Below are 20,272 nucleotides of genomic sequence, written 5' to 3'. Positions count from 1 at the left end.
CGCGGACTTCGTCCAAACATTTCGCGGAAAAATCGACGACTTGCCGTGGAAACCAGCCGGATGGAGACGGGAGAAGTGGGAAGGGTCGTGCTGGTTGCGTCGCGCTATCATGCCGCGCATAATGAGGGGCGATTAAGCCCCCCTGCCCGACGCGGGAAGTGGAGCAAGTGAAAAGCCCCAGTTTCGTCGTGCGACGAGCGCAACACTCGGTCGCCCGGGGTCGCTCCGCTGAAATCATCACGAGTGGTTTGAAGAGGTAGTTGAGGCATGTCCACTCCCTTAATGATCGAAGCCCAAGGGCTTTCCAAGCAATATGGTACGTTTCTGGCCGTCCGCGATGTGACGTTCTCGATCCCTCGCGGGCAAGTGGTGGCGTTTCTCGGCCCCAACGGGGCGGGCAAGACCACCACGATGCGGCTCCTGACCGGCTTCGTCGCCCCCACGAAAGGGACGGCTCGGATCGCCGGAATCGACGTCCAGGCCGACCGGATCGAGGCGGCCCAGCACATCGGCTACCTGCCCGAAAACGGCCCGCTCTATCCCGACATGACCCCCCAGAGCCTGCTCGACTTCTTCGGTCAGGCGCGTGGGCTCTCCGGGACCTATCTCCGCAGCCGGATCGAGGCGGTCCTGGCTCAATGCTCCCTCGAGTCGGTCGCGCACAAGCCCATCGGCAAGCTCTCGAAGGGATACCGCCAGCGGGTCTCGATGGCCGCGGCGATGGTCCATGACCCCGAAGTCCTGATCATGGATGAGCCGACCAGCGGCCTCGATCCCAATCAGATTCGCGGTGTCCGAACCTTGATTCGTGAGTTGGGTAAGTCGAAAACGGTGCTCGTCTCGACCCACATTCTCCAAGAGGTCGAACCGGTCGCGGACCGCGTCCTGTTCATTCACGACGGCAAGATCGTCTTCGACGGCGAACCGGCCGAGTTGAGGGCCGAGGGCAAGTCGCTCGAGGATCAATTCCATCGTCTGACCGCACAACCGGTCTGAGGCCAACACAGGATTCCTTCGCAGATCAATCCGCTATTCCGCACACAGGACCGATACGGTGACCACGCTCCATAAGAATTCAACCAAGCCGACCCCCTCAAGGGCGAACCAAGGAGTCCGCGGGTCGTCGCCGTTCCGCTTGTCTGTGATCCGGGCGATCTTCAAGCGGAACTTTTTGAGCTATTTCAGCAACCCCGCTGGTTATGTCTTTATTACCTTGTTCGTCTTCGTCAGCTCCTGGGTCGCATTCTGGCAGCCGGTTTTCTTCACGAACAACCTGGCCAACCTCGCGCCCTTGAACGACTGGATGCCGTACCTGCTCTTGTTCTTCATTCCAGCCATCACGATGAACACGTGGGCTGAGGAACGGCGGCTAGGGACCGACGAGCTTTTATTCACGCTCCCCGCTCATGACGTCGACGTGGTGCTGGGCAAGTACCTGGCCGCCGTCGGCATCTATACGGTCGCCCTGGTGTTTTCACTGACCCAGGTGGCGATCCTGAAGTGGCTCGGCTCGCCCGACCTAGGGATCATGTTCGCGACCTACCTCGGCTACTGGCTGATGGGAGTGATGCTGATCGCCTTGGGCATGGTGGGCTCGCTCTTGTCGGCCAACGTCACGGTCGCCTTTATCATGGGCGCGGTCTTCTGCGCGGTCCCCGTCTTCCTCGGGCTGCTCGGCTCTCCCCTGGGAGGTGTCCTTCGCCGCCAGTTCGAGGACCTGTCGGTCCCCGCGCAGTTTCATGACTTCGGCACGGGAGTCGTGCCACTGGCCGGCCTCTTCTACTTCGTCTCACTGGCCGCGGCCTTTCTTTACGTGAACATGGTTTTGCTCGGGCGGCGGCATTGGGCGGGTGGCCAGGCGAGCAACGGTCGCTGGGGCCATTCACTGGCGCGGGTGGTTGCGGTCGTCATGGCTCTCGCCAGCCTGAACGTCCTGGTGGCGCGTGCGGGGGTCCGGGCGGACACCAGCGCGGCCAGACTGCACACCCTCTCTCCCGAGACCTTGGCCACGCTCAAGCAGATCCCCAAGGATCGGCCCGTCTTCATTCAGGCCTACTACAGCCCTGACGTGCCTCGTGAATTCGTCGAAACCAAGGCCGACATGATCGGCCTGCTCAAAGAGTTTGCCGCCAAAGGCGGAGACAAGGTCCGTCTGAACCTGGTTGAGACCGAGCTTTATTCTCCCCAGGCTCGCGACGCCGAGAAGCGATTCGGCATCGAGCCGCGCCGGGTGATGACCGCCGACGAAGCGAGACAGACTTCGACCGAAGTCTTCCTCGGCGTCGCGTTCAACTCGGGCCTGGAAGAGGTCATCATCCCCTTCTTCGACCGGGGCCTGCCGGTCGAGTACGAGCTGACCCGCTCGCTCCGCGTCGTCTCACGCAGCGGCCGGAAGAGCGTCGGGATCTTGAATACCGACGCCAAATTGATGGGGAATTTCGACTTCCGCTCCATGGGCCAGAGCCCCGAGTGGTCGATCGTCACCGAGCTCAAGAAGCAGTACAACGTCAGCTCGGTCTCTCCCGACGCCACGCTGCCCACGGACCTCGACGTCTTGCTCGTCGCACAGCCCTCTTCTTTGACTCAGAAGCAGATCGACAACCTCACGGCCTACGTCCGCCAAGGGGGGCCGGTGCTCCTCTTCCTCGACCCCTTGCCCTACGAGAATCCTCAGATCTCCCCCGAAGTGCCTCGCGCTCCGGCCGGGGGACCGTTCGGCGGTGGCCAGCCACCGGAGCCGAAGGGGGACCTGCGGCCCTTGCTCGAGTTGATCGGGATCGACTGGCCAACCACCGAGATCGTCTGGAACCCGTACAACCCGCACCCCAACCTGGCCGACCTGCCTCCCGAAGTCGTTTTCATCAGCAAGAACAGCGGTGCTGAAGACGCGTTCAACCCCAGCCAGGCGGTCAGCTCCGGCTTGCAGGAAGTGGTCACGCTCTTCCCCGGCTTGCTCCGTCAGCGCGGAGGGGCCGGACTCGACTTCACCCCCTTGCTGCGGACCAACCAGTCGGGTGGCACCTTGCCGTTCAGCGAAGTGATGCAGCAGAGCTTCATGGGTCCGTCGGGGATCAACCCGAACCGGCCCCACTTCCCCACCGGTCTGGCCTACTCCTTGGCCGCCCGCGTGCAAGGGAAGCCCGCGGCCGAAGCCGACAAGGCAAAGGAACCGGAGAAAGCGGAAGAGAAGACCAAGGAAGCAGCGAAGAAGCCGGCCGAGATCGATGTGATCGCGATCGCCGACCTCGACGTGATCTCTGAGCAGTTCTTCATGCTCCGCAGGCAACGGGCCGAGAACCTCGAACTCGACAACGTGACATTCGTGCTCAACTGCGTCGACGTCCTGGCCGGTGACGACGCGTTCGTCACGCTTCGTAAGCGTCGTCCCGAGCACCGAACCCTCTCGCTGCTCGAGGCCAAGAACAAGACGTTCATCGAGATCCGCCAGAACGAGACCAAGGCGGCCGAGGACGAGGCCAAGCAACTGCTCGACAAACTCCAAAAGCGACTCGACAAGGAAGTCGAAGCCGTTCGTTCGAGCAAAGACATGGATGAGCGGACCAAGGAAATCCGGGTCCTTCAACTTCAGGAGATCGCCAACCGCCGACTCGACGTCGACAAGGCCAACATCGACGACCAGAAGCGGAAGAAGATCCTTGAGATCAAGGGAGATACCGAGCAGGAGATCCGCCGGACGCAAAACGAGGTTCGCGCGGTGGCGATCATGCTGCCCCCGCTCCCTCCTCTGATTCTCGGTCTCTTCGTGTTCGCCACTCGGCTCCGACGTGAGAACCAAGGGGCCAACCCGAATCGGCTCGCCTGAGCAACCCGTGGTTGTGGGGGTGGGGACCGTCAACCCACCCTCATGCCTTCATTGGATTCGCGAGACGACGCCGGCGGTTCCCCACCTCCTCATCCCGAAATCATCCTCACCCGAGGTAAGCAGAGACAATGAAAGAGACGACCAAGACATTCGTATTCGTCGCCGTGGCGCTGCTGCTCACTGGCGCGGCCTTCTTGAGAGTCCCTGATCGATCGGCTCAAGACATCGCGTTCGTCGACGCGGGACAGCCCTTCTTTCCTGAGTTCAAAGATCCGTTCGCTTGCACCGACCTCCAGGTGGTGGACTACGAGCCCACGACGGCGACCTCCTCGGAGTTTGAGGTCAAGTTCAAGGACGGCAAGTGGGTGATCCCGTCCCACTACGACTATCCGGCCGACGCCAAGGACCGGCTCGCCAAGACCGCCTCCAGCGTGATGGACCTGAACAAGGACACGATCCGCTCCGACCGGGTGGAAGACCAGGAAGAGATGGGCGTGGTCGACCCCCTCGACACCAAGGTGACGAGCCTCAAAGGCCGAGGCAAGCGGGTCACCCTCCGCGACGCCTCCGAAAAAGTTCTCGCCGACCTGATCATCGGCAACGAGGTTCGCAAGGACAAGGACGCGCCCGAGGGCGAACAAGCCACCACAGGCCAGCGCTACGTTCGAGTTCCCGGCCAGAAGCGGATCTACGGAGTCAACGTCAAGGCCGACCTCTCGACCAAGTTCGCCGACTGGATCGAGACGAACCTGCTCAAGCTCGACGCCAGCAAGGTCCGCAAAGTGGTCGTCGACCACCACAAGGTGGATCCCGAGCGCGGTACGATCGTCCCGGGTGACGTTTTGACCCTCGAGCGGAAGGACGCCAGCGGCCCCTGGACCACCGACGGGGTGCCCGCCGGCAAGGAACTCGATGCCGAGAAGCTGACGGCGATGACCACCGCGCTGAGTGACCTCAAGATCGTCGGCGTGCGTCCCAAGCCGGACGGACTCAGCCGCGAGTTGAAGGTGGCCACCGGAGGCGAGGTCAAGCCAACGACCCGGCAGGCCCTGAGCTCACTCGTCACCAAGGGGTTCTACCCGACGGCCAAGGGGCTCTACTCCAACCAAGGAGAAGTGACGGTGAGCACCGACGAAGGCGTGGTCTACACGCTTCGATACGGTGAGGTCGTCATCGCCAGTGGCCTGGATCTGACGGCGGGGAGCGATGAGTCGGCAGCCGCCAAGGACAAAGCCAAACAGCCCGAAGGGGCCGCCGAGAACCGGTACCTCATGGTCACCGTCTCCTTCGACCCCACCTTGATTCCCCAACCCGCCCCCGCCGTCGAGCCGACGGCACCGTTGGCGCTTCCCGAGGATCCGTTCCAGAAGGCGCCCGACGACCCCAAGCGGATCGCCGAGGAGAAGGAAGCCAAGGAGAAGGTCGACCGCGAGAAAGCCGACCAGGAGCGCAAGATCGCCGATGGCCAGAAGCGGGCCAACGAGCTGACCGAGCGGTTCGCCGGCTGGTACTACGTCACCCCGGGCGACAGCTTCAAGTCGATCTCGCTCAACCGGGAAACTTTGATCCAGGATCCCAAGCCCAAGGCAGAAGCCCCCGGTGGGATGCCGCCTGGCATGGGAGGCTTTCCCCATCAGGGGATTCCCGGCTTCCCCGGTCAATAATCGAAGCGTCGCTCGCCTCAGAAGTTCTGAAACCGAATCGCCGGCTCGAGCCGGCGATTTTTTATTGCGTTCGGCCTCGTCGATGCGAACGCGAGCGGGCCTCGAACTGTCTCGTTGAGCGTGGCTCGGGGCGTGTCGGCCGTCGACTCCGCCCCCGTGACCCCGTGCTCGAGTCATCTCGACCCCCTTGCGAGGGCGAGACGGGGGGAGTACATTTATTGTTTCCGCGGTTCGTACCAGCGTGTTGCGCGGCATGGGGCGAACGCCTGAGACTGAGGGGGTTCGATTCGCGATGGGGGCTGAGGCGACAACGACGAGCACAGGTTCAGGAACCGCGGTGCGAGGAACGGGACGAATGCGGCATGTTCTCTCAGCGCTGGTGCAAAATCAGCCGGGCGTCCTGGCGCACGTTTCGGGGATGTTTGCCTCGCGCGGGTTTAATATTGATAGTCTGGCAGTGGGCGAGACCGAAGATCCCCACCTCTCCCGAATCACTGTCGTGGTGATGGGAGACGATCGCCTTCTGGAGCAGGTGCGAAAGCAACTCGAGAAGATCGTCACGGTTGTCAAAGTCCTCGACATCTCGCGCGAAGACTTCGTCGAACGCGACCTGATCTTGATCCAGATCGACGCCACCCCCGACCGCCGCGCCGAGATCAAGGCGCTGGTCGACAGCTACCGGGGTCGCATCGTCGACATCGGACCTGAGCAGTTGATGATCGAAATCTCCGGCCAGGAGAAGAAGATCGAGGCATTCATCGAGGCCGTCCGCCCCTACGGGATTCGCGAACTCGCGCGAACCGGCCGAATTGCCTTGGTTCGTGGTAGCCGTCCGGTCAATCTCGAGGAGACCACGGCTCCTGACGCCGACGAGAGCACGCCGACCGTCCTGGGACATTCCAATTTGTAATGAGTTCCTGGTGGTAATCGGTTCGTGGCTCGTTCGTTAACGATCGCCCTGGGCATTGGCCGCGTGAAATATCATTTCACGCGATCGGTGTCGGAGCGTTTTTTTCCGCGGGCGAGCCATGCTCCGCAAGCCAACAGTAACTCTCCTTGCTTGAAGGGGAGCCGCCGATGCCGGCCACGATGTTTTACGACCAGGACGCCGACCTGGGTCTGTTGAAGGGCAAAACGATCGCGATTATTGGCTACGGAAGCCAAGGGCACGCCCAGGCCCAAAATCTCCGTGACTCGGGTTGCAACGTCGTCGTAGGACAGCGTCCCGGATCGGCCAACTACGACCTGGCGGTCGAACACGGCTTCAAGCCGGTCTCCGCCGCGGAAGCCGCCGAGGCTGGCGACCTGGTCAACATCCTTCTGCCCGACGAAGTCCAGGGTGACATTTACGCCCAGGACATCAAGCCCAAGCTTCGTCCCGGCAACCTCCTGCTCTGCTCCCACGGGTTCAACATCCACTTCGGCCAGGTTGTCCCCCCCCAAGGGGTCGACAGCGGCCTAGTGGCCCCCAAAGGCCCCGGACACCTCGTCCGGAGCGAGTTCGTCAAGGGGGGCGGCGTCCCCTGCCTGATCGCCACCGGCGAAGGCACTTCGGCCGCCGGCAAGGCGCTCGCCCTGGCTTATGCCAAGGGGATCGGCGGAACCCGCGGTGGCGTGCTTCAGACCACGTTCGCCGAGGAAACCGAGACCGACCTCTTCGGTGAGCAGGTCGTCCTCTGCGGTGGCGTCAGCGCCCTGGTCAAGATGGGCTTCGAGACCCTGATCGAAGCCGGCTACCAGCCGGAAAGCGCCTACTTCGAGTGCCTCCACGAGCTGAAGCTGATCGTCGACCTGATGTATCAGGGCGGCCTCAACTACATGCGCTACAGCATCTCGAACACGGCGGAATTCGGCGACTACACCCGCGGCCCGCGCATCATCAACGAGCAGACCCGGGTCGAGATGAAGAAGATTCTCAAGGAGATCCAGTCGGGCGAGTTCGCTCGCGAGTGGATCATGGAGAATAAGGTCGGCCGCCCCGTCTTCAACGCGGTGCGCCGGCTCGAGCGTGATCACCCGGTCGAACAGGTCGGCAAGCGACTCCGCAGCCTGATGACCTGGATCGATGCCAAGTCGGTTTGATCCCACCTGAACAGACTCGACTAGCCGGAAGGAAACGAGACGAGCGCCCGCCCTCAAAAGCGGGCGCCGTCCGCCAGCAATGGCCGACAAGAGCCAGAAAGTTCCCGAAAACGTGGCTGGCAGCTTCTACGTCGATGTCACGTGCATTGACTGCGACCTCTGCCGTGAGACCGCCCCGTTGAACTTCGTCCGCCACGACGCGGTGGGGTACAGTTTCGTCGTGCGCCAGCCTGAAGACCCGGCGGAGCTCGCCGCCTGCATGGCCGCCATGGAAGAATGCCCCGTCGAAGCCATCGGCAACGACGGTGAATTGGAGTGATCGGTGAGACGGGTTCCTCCGGTCTCACCGATCAAAGCATGGACGACGACCGGTTCCGAACCAGCATTGCGTCCACACTTCTGCCTCCGTTGTCATCGAACGGCTCACCGACCACTTACCCGCGATAAGCCGAGGCCAACTGCCTTTTTGTTGGCTCTCCAAACCGGCGAGAACGCCCCCTTCCGGGAAGCCTCCGCATCAGCTCGTGCGATGCATTGCGAGTGAGAAGGGGACTGGTGAGACGGACTCCGCCCGCCTCACCAATCAAGGCATGGGCACAACCAGTTCCGAACCGGCTGCGTGCCCACGCCTCTGACTCCGTGACTAAGTGAATCGCCGTTGGCTCCCGACAACAGGGAAACGGCCCTTGCACTTCGTCTGCTCGATCCAAACAAATCAGGGAGCGAGTTGACGCTCCCTAACCGTACGGCTCGCCGTGACGAGTCGAAATCAAAAAAAAGAAGTGATCGGTGGGACGAGTTCCGTTAGTCCCACCGACCAAGGCATGGACGTCGACCAGTTCCAAACAAGGGATTGCGTCCACGCCCCTAAAGTACGATCAAGAAGTCAAATCAACAGGTGCATGCCATCAGGAGCCCGCCTGCCCGACCAGGGTACGGGCCCCGGTGTGCGGCTGCGGCTTGCGTTCGGGCTTGGGCGGGGTGGTTTTGAGGAACCGGATCACCTCGTTCACAACGTCATCGATCTCCTTGGGCTGAACGACGAGAAGATCGCCCGGCTTGAGGGCGCGAAGCGCCTGGTCGATGGCCGTCGGCTCGTCGGGAGCCTCGATGATGTCAGAAAGCCGGTTCGCCGTGGCGAACCCTTCTCGGAGTAGGCCCAGGATCTCGCCAGGAGCACGTCCCCTGCGGTTGGGATATTCGTAAAGGATGACGCTGTCGAACGCGTCGCCGAGGATTTCGGTCTGACGCACGATGTCCTCGTCGCGTCGATCCCCTTCGGCCGAGAAGATGATGGTGCGTCGCTGTTGCGGGAACATCTCGAGCGCTTCGACCAGGGCGGTCACGGCGGACGGGTTGTGCCCATAGTCGATGATGACGGCTGCCCCGTTGGCTTCGAGGACGTTGAACCGGCCGGGGGTCACCTGGGCGCTGCTGGTAAAGGTGGCCAACCCCATCCGGATCAGGTCGAGCGGAACCCCGGCCGACCACGCGGCGGCAGCGGCGGCCAAGGCATTCTCGACCTGGAAGGCGACGCGGCCGTCATAAGTCAGCGGGATCCGCGACAAGGGAGCCAGGGAAATCTCATTCTCCCCCTCGGCCAGGATCACGACCTCGTCGCGGACGAACGCCACGCGTCCCCCCTGCTCTCGCTTCGCCTGAATCACCGGATGGTGGGGGTCCCGGCAGAAGAAGAGGACCGAGCCCGGGCACTTGGGTGCCATCTGTTCAACCCAAGGATCGTCGGCCTTGAGCACGGCCACGCCGGTCGGCTGAACGACGTCGACGATCGTCCGCTTGACGAGGGCCAGCTTCTCGAGTGTTTCGATACCCGAGAGACCAAGGTGATCCCCTTCGCCGATGTTCGTCACGACGGCGACGTCGCACTTATCAAAGCCGAGTCCCTCGCGGAGGATTCCCCCTCGAGCGGCCTCCAGCACCGCCACTTCGACCTTGGGATTGAGCAGGATCGCGCGGGCACTCTGCGGGCCACTGCAATCACCGGCCTCGATCCGACGGTTATCAATATAGATACCGTCGCTATTGGTCATTCCCACCGTCTTACCGGTGCCCCGCATAATGTGGGCAATCAACCGGGTGGTGGTCGTCTTGCCGTTGACGCCGGTCACGGCAATCAGCGGGATCCGGCCATTGTCCCCCTCGGGGAACATCATGTTGATGATCGCCTCGCCGACCGGTCGGGGCGAGCCCGACGACGGTTCAAGGTGCATCCGGAGCCCAGGTCCGGCATTGACCTCGACGACCACCCCCCCTTGCTCTTCGAGCGGGCGGCTGATGTCCAGGGCGACGATATCCACGCCGGCGATGTCGAGACCGATCACGCGAGCCGCGTCGATCGATCGTGCGACGACGTCGGGATGGACCTCGTCGGTCACGTCGGAGGCCGTCCCCCCCGTGCTCAGGTTCGCGTTCCGGCGGATCAAGACCCGCTCACCCTTCTGGGGGATCGAGTCGGGCGTGGTCCCTTGCTCGCTCAACACCTCCAGGGCGATCGGATCGAGAACGATCTTGCTGAGCGCGGTGGCGTGATGGTTGGAGCGTCTCGGATCGGTGTTTACTTCTTCGACGAGCTGAGCGATCGTCCGCTGGCCATCGCCGATGACGTGGGCCGGTTCGCGGCGGGACGCGGCCACCACTTTACCGTCGATCACCAAGATCCGGTAGTCGGCGCCCGGTGCAAAGCGTTCGACAACCACCTCATCACCCTGCTCGCGAGCGTTCTGGTAGGCCGTCACGACCTGCTCGCGAGTGGAGAGATTGGTGGCGACGCCTCGCCCTTGATTGCCGAAGCGAGGCTTGACGACGACCGGATGGCCGATGCTTTGGGCAGCTTCCCATGCATCCTCGGCGTCGGTCACGGGCCTCCCCTCGGGCACGGGCACGCCGACCGCGCTGAGCAGGGTCCGGGTGAGGTCTTTGTCCTGGGCGATCGACTCGGCGATCGCGCCGGTACGGTCGGTCTCGGCGGTCAAAATGCGCCTTTGCCTCACCCCTTGCCCGAGCTGAATCAGGCTTCCGGAATTGAGTCGGCGATGGGGAATCCCGCGTGTTTTGGCAGCCGCGACGATCGCGGCCGTGCTCGGTCCGAGCGAAACTTCGTGAGCCAGCTCACGGAGCCGCTGAACCTCGGCATTCACGTCGAACGGACGGTCGGCAATCGCCGCCAGGACAAGTTCCCGGGCCGCGAACAGGCAGGCGCGGCCCACCGTTTCTTCGCGGTACTGGACGACGACTTTGTAGACGCTCGAATCTTCCTTCATCTCTCGGGCGCGGCCGTACTTGACCGGCATTCCGAGTAGCTCCTGGAGCTCGAGCGTCACGTGCTCCAGGATGTGCGCCGGGTAGGTCCCCTCGCGTAGCCGCTGGAAGAACCCTCCCCGCACTCCTTCGCTACACTGATGCTCAATCATCGTCGGGAGCCAGCTCATGAGCCGGTCGTTGAGGCCAGGAATCGAGGTGGAGGGCGAATCCTTCAACGCCCCCAGATCGACCCATGCCTCCAGCACGGGAAAATTCGCCCACATATTCGGCCCACGCAGGGCAAGGACCTTCAGAAACTCCATGGACCCGAACCTCCCAGACGGAATTGGCATCGCGGCTGTGTAGATGTTGTGCCGACCCGAAGGAGCCATGATCGTCGGTTGATACCTCGACAACCTCACGCAGGCGCGAGCCATCCACGCGAGGGAAGTACCAGTTCTCTCTATTGCACCTGGCGTCTGCTGCTCATGAAGCAATGCGACTGGATCGAACGCCTTCTGAGAGTCCCGGCCTGGGTCTTCGAAGCTCGTGGTAATCGAAGGACCGGCCTCTGATTCGCTCGACTACCGTAAGTACGGAGAAATCGGGCCGAGCGTTGGGACGATGTCAGAAGCGATTCGGAGTTTCTTGAATAAGGAACTCAGTGGCGGAGAGAGAACACTCCCCGAGCGAGAGAAATCGGGAGGACAGGCCTCCCAAATCGCACAGCCTCGCGCACGAACCAAGGCTGTGTCATCGCGATTGCGCTGAGCCGCCACCGAAGTAGCGGGACCGCGATAGAGACGAAGCGAGGTAGTTTGCACCTCGCAGTGAACGTTCCGAATCAAGTGACCCCCAAGGCTCCAAAAGCGAGGCCGAGCCAGTCCATTGACTCAACTGTTTCCCATGAACCTAGGTAACCAAGAACATGCCCCGCTTGAAATGAAGTGCTTTACTTTAGGCGTCCGGCCCCACAAAAATCAACTCGGCACCAGGAAAGTTTCAAATCTAAAGATCGAAGGGCGTTGCCACCCCCCACTTCAAATTCTCATTGGACCCCGTCGATGTCTCTGCCTCCACTTCCCTCAATCCGAGCAGCCGAAAGGTTTTCCGAATTCGCAAATGCTTGTTTAACACAATCCTGACCGTAAGGGTGACCCGAGCCCAACGAAATGATCGCCCTATCCAAAGTGGATTCGACCCTTAGAATGATTTGTCCGTACTCTGGAGTAAGGACTGTCCAAATCAGAACGGACAGGACCAGGTCGATTCGCGACGGTCGAGCCGCGGGCTTGAGGAAGGTCGTTTGGTGATCCCCAACGAGGAAGTTGTGAATGATGGTCTCGGCCCTCTGCCAGGGACCTGGGGTGGGGAACTCGAGACACAATTGGGACCGGAGGAAAGACCGCTCGCCTGGTTCTCTCCCGACCTCGATCGCCGCCTGCACTACGGGACGAATCTGCTCGTCCTGACCGATCGACGCTTGCTCCACGGTGAACCCACCCCCTCCACATCGGGGAAAGGGGGCGGTTCGCCCTCCTGGCAATCGTGGCCGATCACCGAAGCCTTGACGCTCCGAACCCGCGACCGGGCCGGCCTCGGCACGCTCGAGTTGGTCGATTCCACGGGTCGGCTGGCCTACTGGCGTTACACGATCGGCCGAAGCCAATCCGCTCATCGATTCATCAATCGATTCGAGGCCCTGGTGCGCGACGGCCGCGACGGGCCCGACTCAGCCTCCGAAACCGCCTGCCCCTCTTGTGGGGCGGTGCTTGCCTCCTCGCAGTCGACCTGCTCGGCCTGTTCCCCCCCTTCGGCCTCCAAAGCAGCCTCCGCGCTCCTGAGACTCTCTCAGTTCGCACGCCCTCGGGGATGGATGATTGCTCTCGGCTTTGTGCTGACGCTGGCCAGTACGGCGGCGAGCCTGGTGCCGGCCGCGTTGACCGAACCGCTGGTCGACCAAGTTCTGATCCCTTACGAGAAGAACGGGACCGGTAGTTTTGGCCTCGTCGGCTACTATCTCTTTTGGATGACTGCCGCCTACGTTGCGGCCTGGCTATTGGGTTGGGCGCGGACTTACGTCCTGGCCTGGGTGAGCGAGCGAGTCAGCGCCGACTTGCGGAATCAGACTTACTCGCACCTTCATAAGCTCTCCCTCGAGTTCTTTGGCGGGAAGCGAACGGGCGACCTGATGTCGCGCTTGACCAGTGACACCGACCGGATCTGTAACTTCCTCTCGATCAACCTGCTCGACTTCGCCACCGACGTCATCATGATCTCGATGACGGTGGCCTTGCTCGGTTACCGTGATCCGCTATTGGCCGTCGCCGCGCTCGTGCCCTTCCCGATCATCATGTGGCTGGTCCAGTTTGTCCGCTACAAGATGCTTCGGGCGCTCCAACAGGGGAGTCGGGCCTGGGCGGCGATGTCGAGTGTCCTGGCCGACACCATCCCCGGGATCCGGGTCGTCAAGGCGTTCGCCCAGGAGCGCCGGGAGGTCGAGCGGTTCCATCAGACCAACGACCATGTCCTGGCCGTCAACGACCGGGTCAACACGATCTGGTCGTTCTTCGGCCCGATGACCACCTTCCTGACCCAAGCAGGCTTGCTCATCGTCTGGGGCGTCGGCGCCTGGATGATCTTTGAAGACAACCGGATCACGGTGGGGGCGTTGACGATGTTCCTCACCTTGATTGCTCGTTTCTATACGCGTCTCGAGGCCATGCTCCGGATGGTCCAGGCCACGCAACGCGCGGGGGTCAGCGCTCAGCGGATCTTCGAGATTCTCGACCGGGCGCCAAGCGTGGCCGAACCGGCGCGGCCGATTCATCCCGACCGGATCGAAGGGGAGATCGAACTTCGCCAGGTCGCGTTCCGCCACGGCAGCCGCTCGATCCTGGGAGGCATCGATCTGTCGATTCGACCAGGGGAGATGATTGGCCTGGTCGGAGCCAGTGGCGCGGGCAAGAGCACACTGGTGAACTTGGTCTGCCGATTCTACGACGTCACCGACGGCGCGATCCTGGTCGACGGTGTCGACATTCGCTCCTATGCCGTCTCGGAGTATCGTCGGCACATCGGCATCGTGCTCCAGGAGCCGTTCCTCTTTTACGGAACAATCGCGGAGAACATCGCGTACGGCCGCCCGGATGCGGATCGCGGCGAGATCATCGCGGCCGCCCGCGCCGCCCGAGCACACGACTTCATCCTCCGGCTCCCCGACGGTTACGACTCGATCGTGGGCGAACGGGGACAGGCTCTCTCGGGAGGCGAACGCCAGCGAATCTCCATCGCGCGGGCGATCCTGATCGATCCGCGGATCCTGATCCTTGATGAAGCAACCTCATCGGTGGATACCGAGACCGAGCGGGAGATCCAGGAAGCGCTCGACAACCTGATCCGCGGGCGCACCACCATCGCGATCGCCCACCGGCTGAGCACGCTCCGCCGCGCTGATCGCCTGGTCGTCCTCGAACACGGACGGATCGCCGAGGTCGGCCCCCCCAATGAGCTTCTCAAACGACCAGGAGCGTATTCAAGGCTTCACCGCGCCCAGATGGAACTGGTCGCGGGACAGGCAAGTCACTGAGAAATCCTCCTTCACTGAACGTCTAACGAGCAAGGTCACCCCGTGGCAACCGTTCCCGCTTCCGACCCTTCGAAAGCCTCGCTCCGTCCGTTCGGGCTCAGTCAGGACGCCTGGGGCCGGCTCGTGCTGATCGACGCCGATGGCAAGCGCCACGTCGGGGTCGAGCCGGTCCGAGCCTTCCCGATCACCGACCCGGGGCTCTGGATCTCGCTCTGCGACACCCATGGCCGCGAGATCCTCTGTATCGAGTCGCTCGAAGAACTCTCCCCCTCCATCCGCCAGCTCTTGGAGGGGGAGCTCGCACTCCGCGAGTTCGTCCCGGTGATCAAGCGCATCCTCCGCCTCTCGGGCGAGATCTCGCCCTCCGATTGGGACGTCGAGACCGATCGAGGAGCGACACGATTCACCCTCGACAGCGAGGACGACGTCCGCCGGATCTCTGCCCATCGCGTCCTGATCACCGACTCTCAAAAACTCCGCTATCAGGTTCCCGACCTTCGCCTTCTCGACCTCTCCAGTCGCCGAATCCTCGAGCGATTCCTCTGAGCTGAGATCAGGCTTCACCGAATCCCCTTTTTTCCCGGCGTCGCCGCGATCGGCCTTGGCGTCATCGTGGGGCCGAACGATTCTCGAGGGGGGGCTCTGTCCACCCTTCCTGATTTGGACCCCGACCATGGTCCCAGGGCATTCCAAAGCGCAGCCTCAATCGGGCTGCCGACGGCTTGACGTTCGTGGCCAAAAACCCGGTTCCTGGCCAAATTCACGCTCATTGTTGTACATTGGAGAGTGAGGGGCGACGAGGAAGTCCGTCTCTAATGACGACGAGGAACCGCGTTCCATGCTTCGGATCTCCCTGAACTACCAGAACGCTCAGACTCAGTTTGTGCACGAGAGCGGCCCGATCGAATTTGGCCGTGGTCCCCAGCGCGACGTGCCAAGAAGGGTTCTGCTCGATCCGTCGGTTTCGGGAGACCAACTCCGGATCGAGGAAGCTCCGTTCCGACGGCTCCGGCTCCAGAACCTGAGCAAACGATTCCCGGTCTGGCTCTCCGGCGGGCAAATGATCGTTCCGGGAGGCCAGTGCGAGGTCGCCCTTCCCGCCCGACTCACGATCGGCGAAACGCTCCTCAAAGCCGAAGCGGGCGGTGATCACGGAGAAGGGACCTATTTCGAGAGCATGCGCACGGTCGAGAGACCGTTCCGGCTCGGTGAGTCGAACTTCCTCACCGGATTGCCCAAGGAAGAAGGCATTGACGCGGCGACCCTGGCACGCTGGTTCGAGGCGGTGGTCTCGGTCCAACGGGCATCGGTCTCCTCGGGGGAGTTTTATAAGCAAACAGCGCGGGCCGTTGTGGAGTTGATCGGGCTGGACCGAGGTCTCGTCATTCTGAAACGGGGCGAAGATTGGGAGGTCATCGCCCATCACGATGCGGATGCGAGTGACAGCACCGGGGCCGGTTTCAGCCGTGGCGTCCTCCAACGCGTTTGTCAGGACAAACGGACCTTCTACCAGGACCTCGCCGACGACGCCCCATCAGCCAGCCTGCTCGAGATCAGTGCCGTGGTCGCCGCACCGATCCTGAACGATGACAGCGAGGTGGTGGGCATCGTCTACGGGGCTCGCCTGCTGAAACCGGGGTCGTTAAAGCTCGCCATCCGGCCGCTGGAAGCGCAACTGGTTCAGGTCCTTGCCACCGCGGTCGAGGCCGGACTCGCGCGGGCGGAAAGCGAAGCCCAGGCCTCGCGAAGGCGAATCCAGTTCGAGCAGTTCTTCTCTACCGAACTGGCGCGCGAGCTCGACCGGGATCCGAGCTTGCTGGAAGGGCGTGAGCGGGAGATCACCATCCTGTTCAGTGATATCCGTGGCTTCTCGCGCGTTTCCGAGAAGCTGACCCCGAGCGAGACCTGTCAGCTGGCCGGCGACGTGATGGAGCGTTTGACCGTCCGCGTGCTCGAGTTCAAGGGGGTCGTCGTCAGCTACAGCGGCGACGGCATGCTCGCCATGTGGAATGCGCCCGCGGACCAGCCGGACCACGCGATCCTGGCCTGCAAGGCGGCGATCGCGATGTTCGCCGAGCTGCCGGCCCTCGACGACCTCTGGCGAGAACGGATCGGCGGACCGCTTGGGATCGGGATCGGGATCAACACAGGGCGAGCCCTCGTCGGTAATACCGGCAGCCGGACCAAATTCATGTACGGCCCCCAGGGACACGCGGTGAACCTGGCGAGCCGAGTCGAGGGCGCGACCAAACACCTCGGGGTCCCTGTGCTGATGACGGGATCCACCCACGAGAAACTTCGCGGCGAACTCCCCGCGAGAAAGCTCTGCCGCGTCCGGGTTGCGGGCATCGACGGCGCCGCCGACATTTATGAGCTCCACACAGGCAGCGTCGATGCCGCCTGGCAATCGCTCCGCGACGCTTATGAGTCAGCACTCGCGCATTACGAGCAGGGCCGGTTCGCCGAAGCCTGCCGCACCTTGTATCCCCTCGTCTCCGGTCCCGAAGGCCAGTACGACCTCCCCTCCCTGACACTCGTGGGCCGGTGCATCGAGTGTCTCAAGACCCCTCATAAATCGTTCGACCCCGTCGTCGAGCTCGTCCAAAAGTGAGTCTCCCCGGCCGAAACTGCGGGATTGAACCACCCGTTCACTGATCAACTCCATGTTGATCCGGGATCGCCACTCCTGGGGGGCCACCTGCCCCCCCCCTGGGACCGCGGGCGTCCCGCCCGCTTCCGCATCACATTAAACCGAATTCATTAACATATCTACAATTACACGGCTACTCTTCATCCACGCCGCTACCGCCGGTATCATGGCAACAACAAGGAGGGAACCATGCCTGAAACGATCACGTTGTCCGAAGCCGCCCTGTCCCTGTTCCGCCTGCACATCGAGCGGCACGGCCAGATCGATGTCAACGACTCTACCCGCGAGCTGTACCGCGAGTTGGCGAGAGCCGGCCTGATGCGATCCGGCAGCACGTTCCGCGACGGGCCGGAATCGATCTACAGGCTGACGCAGGAAGGGTTCGACCGGAAGGCTGAACTTGCGGGTTGCGCGAAAGGTAGCGAGCAATAGGATGTGTGCGGGTTTCGGCGACTTTGCGTCGACAGCAGTGCCGTCTTGGCTGTCGCGGGCACTTCCTGCAACTACACCGCAACCAATCTCCCCATCGCCTTTAAGATTCGCCTCGCCCCGTCCGTGGCCGACAACTCCGTCTGTGCGTCACGCGTCAGCGCCGCCTCGTGAGTTCCTTACCGGTCCTCCTCGTACTCGTGGGCGATGATCGCGTCAATCCGGTCTCGTAGGGTCGCTCCGGCATAGACACGGGCTCCCGGCTTTCCCTTCAAGAGCTGCGGATTCAGGCAACCAGAATTGACGGCGATCCCTTCCAGTAAGCTGCCGCCCGGCGGTCGCGCACGATGAACGCCGTCCAGTGTCCGTCGCCTTACAGGTCGCGTGTGCCGTGCAGACGTTCGGGGATGCCCAGTTCCGCCATGCGCACCGCACAATAGGCGACGAGATCGTAGGCATAGCGGTGGGCGAAGTCCTCGGCGTGATCGGCTGGGTCTGGGGGCGGAGTGTCGAACATTGAGAGAGATAGCGCGATGGGTGTTGGGACGCAAGGAACTTGGATCATGGGGTGCAGAAACGGGGACGGGGGTGCAGATACGGGGCAGCAGCTAGTTTTGACGTCCGCCATTCCGACGCCAAAACTAGCTGCTGCCCTGTTTCCTTCCCCAAAAAGGGACGAAAAAAGGGGCGGAGAGAATTCCCGATCAGAATGGAGTTGAGGACGGTCTGCCAGAATTCCCTCCGTCCCCTTTGATTTTTCCCGATCGGACAGTTCAGTGAATGTTGGTGGCCGTCATCATCGGTCGGTCCAGCTCGGGGATCGCCCGCTTCTGGAGACGTCGGAGAATTCTCTGCTTGCGTTGCTGGGACTTCTTGTGGACAGTAGGAGTCACTCGAAAGCATCTTTTGGGTCTAGAAATTATGATGTCTCGACAACTTCATTACCCCTGAAAACAAGGAGGCTTTCGAGTTTTTTCTGCAAAATCGGCCGAAACTCCTAACCAATTACGCTTGGTTCAGGACTAGAGCAGTGCGAACACCGGTCATCGGCAGACAAATGTGCTGGTCGTGCGGGCATCGGACTGGCACCGCCGCGAAGCATGCCCATTTCCCAGGTTCCGGCATGTCGCGAAGGGACGGAGAACTTGCTGGCTCGGGTTTGTCCTCGGGATTGCCGCTCACATCGTCATGAACCTCGATACGGAGCGACCGCCTCTGATGGGTATCACCACTTCGGAACACGAAGGCGACCGACCGACGTCCGCCCTCACCCCGTCCCGTCGACCGCGATGGCTCGCCTTCAACGTGCGGGCGCTGATGGTTCTCGTCCTGCTCACGGGATGCGGGTTCGGGTGGATTGTCCACCATGTCCGCGTCCAGCGAAACGCCGTGGCAGCGATCCGGCAGGCCGGGGGCCGGGTGATCTACGACTGGGAAGCGACGCCCGTACGCGGCCCGTACGCCGACGAGCTGCGGCTGAAACCCAACGGCCGGCCCAAGTGGCCGAAGTGGCTCGTCGAGCGCCTCGGCCCCGACTATTTCGGCACCGTCATCAGCGTCGGGACGGGACGCCGCGATGCCGACGCGGTCATGGCTCATGTCGGGCGCCTGACTCGCCTCCAAGAGTTGGTCTTGAGCGTGATACCCCTGACAGACGCCGGGATGGTCCACCTGCGCGAGTTGACCCAACTCAAGAACCTCCACCTGGGGGCCGCGGCCCGGATCACAGGCGTGGGTCTCAAGAATGTTGAAGGACTGACCCGGCTTCAACGCCTGACGCTCCGGAATCTCGCCCTCGCCGACGCTGACCTGGTCTCATTACGGCGGTTGACCGACCTCCGGATCCTGGAGATCAGCAGCCCGCGACTTACAGACGCGGGCATGAGGCACCTGAAGGACCTGGTCAAGCTGAATCGTCTGGTGCTTACAGGCAGCGGGGTGACGTCCGCCGGACTCGCCTACGTCGGTGGCATGACGGGGCTGCATGAGCTCCAGCTCTCCCGGACCAAGGTCGAGGATCTGGCGCCGATCGGTCGCCTGACTGGGCTGCGCACCCTCGATCTCATCGACACCCAGATCGACGACGCCGGGCTGGCTCCAGTCGCCGGGTTCACCGGACTGCAAAGGGTCTGGCTGAACGGGACGCGCGTGTCCGACGCGGGACTGAAACACCTGCATGGTCTGCCGAGCTTAATCTACCTCGATTTGAGTGGGACTCGCATCACGGACGTCGGGGCGGCTGACTTCGAAAAACTGCCCGTCCTCAAGTTCCTCTTCCTCGACAAGACAGTCGTAACGGACGCGGCCGTCGAGCGCTTGAGCGAGCACGTTTCACTGGGGGGGCTGAGCGTCAGGGGGAGTCGGGTGTCTGCTGCCGGGATCACGGCGTTACACAAGGCGCGGCCCGAGATGCGGGTCCGCGACTGAGGGAACCGGATAGCTCGCGATCGCCCCGCCGAGCCAGGCGATGCCGACGACCTGGCCGCGATCGTCGATTTCACCCTTGGATCGTCTGGAGTGGTCAGGAGATGGCCAGAAATGCTCTTCGGGAGCTTCGAGATCGGGCGCACGACATGGCTTGAGTAACAAATGTTCAGAATGATCGAGATCCCACCCTGACTTGTAGCCCGGAAGCGAGTGCCCGGTAACCGACGCGGGCTTGCCCACAATCACGCCTCCAGGGAAAGCGACGTGGTTGGGGACGAACGGCTGCGAGACCAAAAGCCCCGCCCCACGTAGACGGTCGAGATGCCGTTCGGGAATCGTCGCCATCG

The 20,272-nt window shown here is 62.5% G+C and carries 14 protein-coding genes; 11 read left to right on the top strand and 3 right to left on the bottom strand.

From position 1 onward, the window contains the following. The first annotated feature begins 267 nt into the window (after positions 1 to 267). The 6 genes from V5E97_RS12585 to V5E97_RS12560 all read left to right on the top strand — a co-directional run bounded on the left by V5E97_RS12585 (position 268) and on the right by V5E97_RS12560 (position 7,888). Positions 268 to 996, top strand: a complete 729-nt coding sequence (locus tag V5E97_RS12585) for an ABC transporter ATP-binding protein (protein ID WP_406699669.1) — start codon at positions 268 to 270, stop codon at positions 994 to 996. A 58-nt stretch (positions 997 to 1,054) separates the two neighbouring features. After that, on the top strand, positions 1,055 to 3,823 hold the full coding sequence (locus V5E97_RS12580; RefSeq protein ID WP_406699668.1) for a Gldg family protein: 2,769 nt from the start codon (positions 1,055 to 1,057) through the stop codon (positions 3,821 to 3,823). A gap of 128 nt (positions 3,824 to 3,951) precedes the next feature. After that, positions 3,952 to 5,487: a DUF4340 domain-containing protein gene (locus V5E97_RS12575; protein WP_406699667.1), complete on the top strand. Its 1,536-nt coding sequence runs from the start codon at positions 3,952 to 3,954 to the stop codon at positions 5,485 to 5,487. 355 nt (positions 5,488 to 5,842) lie between these two features. Then, on the top strand, positions 5,843 to 6,397 hold the full coding sequence (gene ilvN / locus V5E97_RS12570; RefSeq protein WP_406699666.1) for an acetolactate synthase small subunit: 555 nt from the start codon (positions 5,843 to 5,845) through the stop codon (positions 6,395 to 6,397). A gap of 167 nt (positions 6,398 to 6,564) precedes the next feature. Beyond that, on the top strand, positions 6,565 to 7,569 hold the full coding sequence (ilvC, locus tag V5E97_RS12565) for a ketol-acid reductoisomerase (RefSeq protein ID WP_406699665.1): 1,005 nt from the start codon (positions 6,565 to 6,567) through the stop codon (positions 7,567 to 7,569). 79 nt (positions 7,570 to 7,648) lie between these two features. Further along, positions 7,649 to 7,888 (top strand): ferredoxin, encoded by a 240-nt coding sequence (locus V5E97_RS12560; protein WP_406699664.1) that lies wholly within the window; start codon positions 7,649 to 7,651, stop codon positions 7,886 to 7,888. Positions 7,889 to 8,477: 589 nt separating this feature from the next. Here V5E97_RS12560 and cphA read toward each other — a convergent pair. Continuing rightward, positions 8,478 to 11,153, bottom strand: coding sequence for a cyanophycin synthetase (cphA, locus tag V5E97_RS12555; RefSeq protein WP_406699663.1), 2,676 nt, complete (start codon positions 11,151 to 11,153; stop codon positions 8,478 to 8,480). Between the two features lie 989 nt (positions 11,154 to 12,142). Here cphA and V5E97_RS12550 point away from each other — a divergent pair. The 4 genes from V5E97_RS12550 (at position 12,143) to V5E97_RS12535 (ending at position 17,501) form a co-directional block, all read left to right on the top strand. Continuing rightward, entirely contained in the window at positions 12,143 to 14,419 is a 2,277-nt protein-coding gene (locus tag V5E97_RS12550) for a cyanophycin metabolism-associated ABC transporter (protein WP_475297067.1), read from the top strand. A gap of 42 nt (positions 14,420 to 14,461) precedes the next feature. Next, entirely contained in the window at positions 14,462 to 14,965 is a 504-nt protein-coding gene (locus V5E97_RS12545; RefSeq protein WP_406699661.1) for a cyanophycin metabolism-associated DUF1854 family protein, read from the top strand. Positions 14,966 to 15,257: 292 nt separating this feature from the next. Beyond that, positions 15,258 to 17,030 carry an adenylate/guanylate cyclase domain-containing protein gene (locus V5E97_RS12540; protein WP_406699660.1) on the top strand — a complete coding sequence of 591 codons (1,773 nt, stop codon included), beginning with the start codon at positions 15,258 to 15,260 and terminating at the stop codon, positions 17,028 to 17,030. A gap of 228 nt (positions 17,031 to 17,258) precedes the next feature. Beyond that, positions 17,259 to 17,501, top strand: coding sequence for a hypothetical protein (locus V5E97_RS12535; protein ID WP_406699659.1), 243 nt, complete (start codon positions 17,259 to 17,261; stop codon positions 17,499 to 17,501). A gap of 370 nt (positions 17,502 to 17,871) precedes the next feature. Here the strand turns inward: V5E97_RS12535 and V5E97_RS12530 are convergent, their stop codons facing one another. Further along, a complete protein-coding gene (locus V5E97_RS12530) occupies positions 17,872 to 18,015 on the bottom strand; it encodes a hypothetical protein (protein WP_406699658.1) in 144 nt (47 codons plus the stop codon). A gap of 701 nt (positions 18,016 to 18,716) precedes the next feature. On the opposite strand from V5E97_RS12530, the gene V5E97_RS12525 reads away from it, so the two are divergent. After that, positions 18,717 to 19,925: a leucine-rich repeat domain-containing protein gene (locus tag V5E97_RS12525; RefSeq protein WP_406699657.1), complete on the top strand. Its 1,209-nt coding sequence runs from the start codon at positions 18,717 to 18,719 to the stop codon at positions 19,923 to 19,925. Here V5E97_RS12525 and V5E97_RS12520 read toward each other — a convergent pair. Beyond that, on the bottom strand, positions 19,887 to 20,270 hold the full coding sequence (locus tag V5E97_RS12520) for a hypothetical protein (protein ID WP_406699656.1): 384 nt from the start codon (positions 20,268 to 20,270) through the stop codon (positions 19,887 to 19,889). The genes V5E97_RS12525 and V5E97_RS12520 overlap by 39 nt on opposite strands. Between the last annotated feature and the right edge of the window lie 2 nt (positions 20,271 to 20,272).

The sequence above is a fragment of the Singulisphaera photorubra genome, from assembly GCF_045290345.1.
Classification (GTDB): domain Bacteria; phylum Planctomycetota; class Planctomycetia; order Isosphaerales; family Isosphaeraceae; genus Singulisphaera.
Note: the sequence above shows the minus strand (reverse complement) of the source record. Positions and strands in the feature narration are given on the sequence as shown.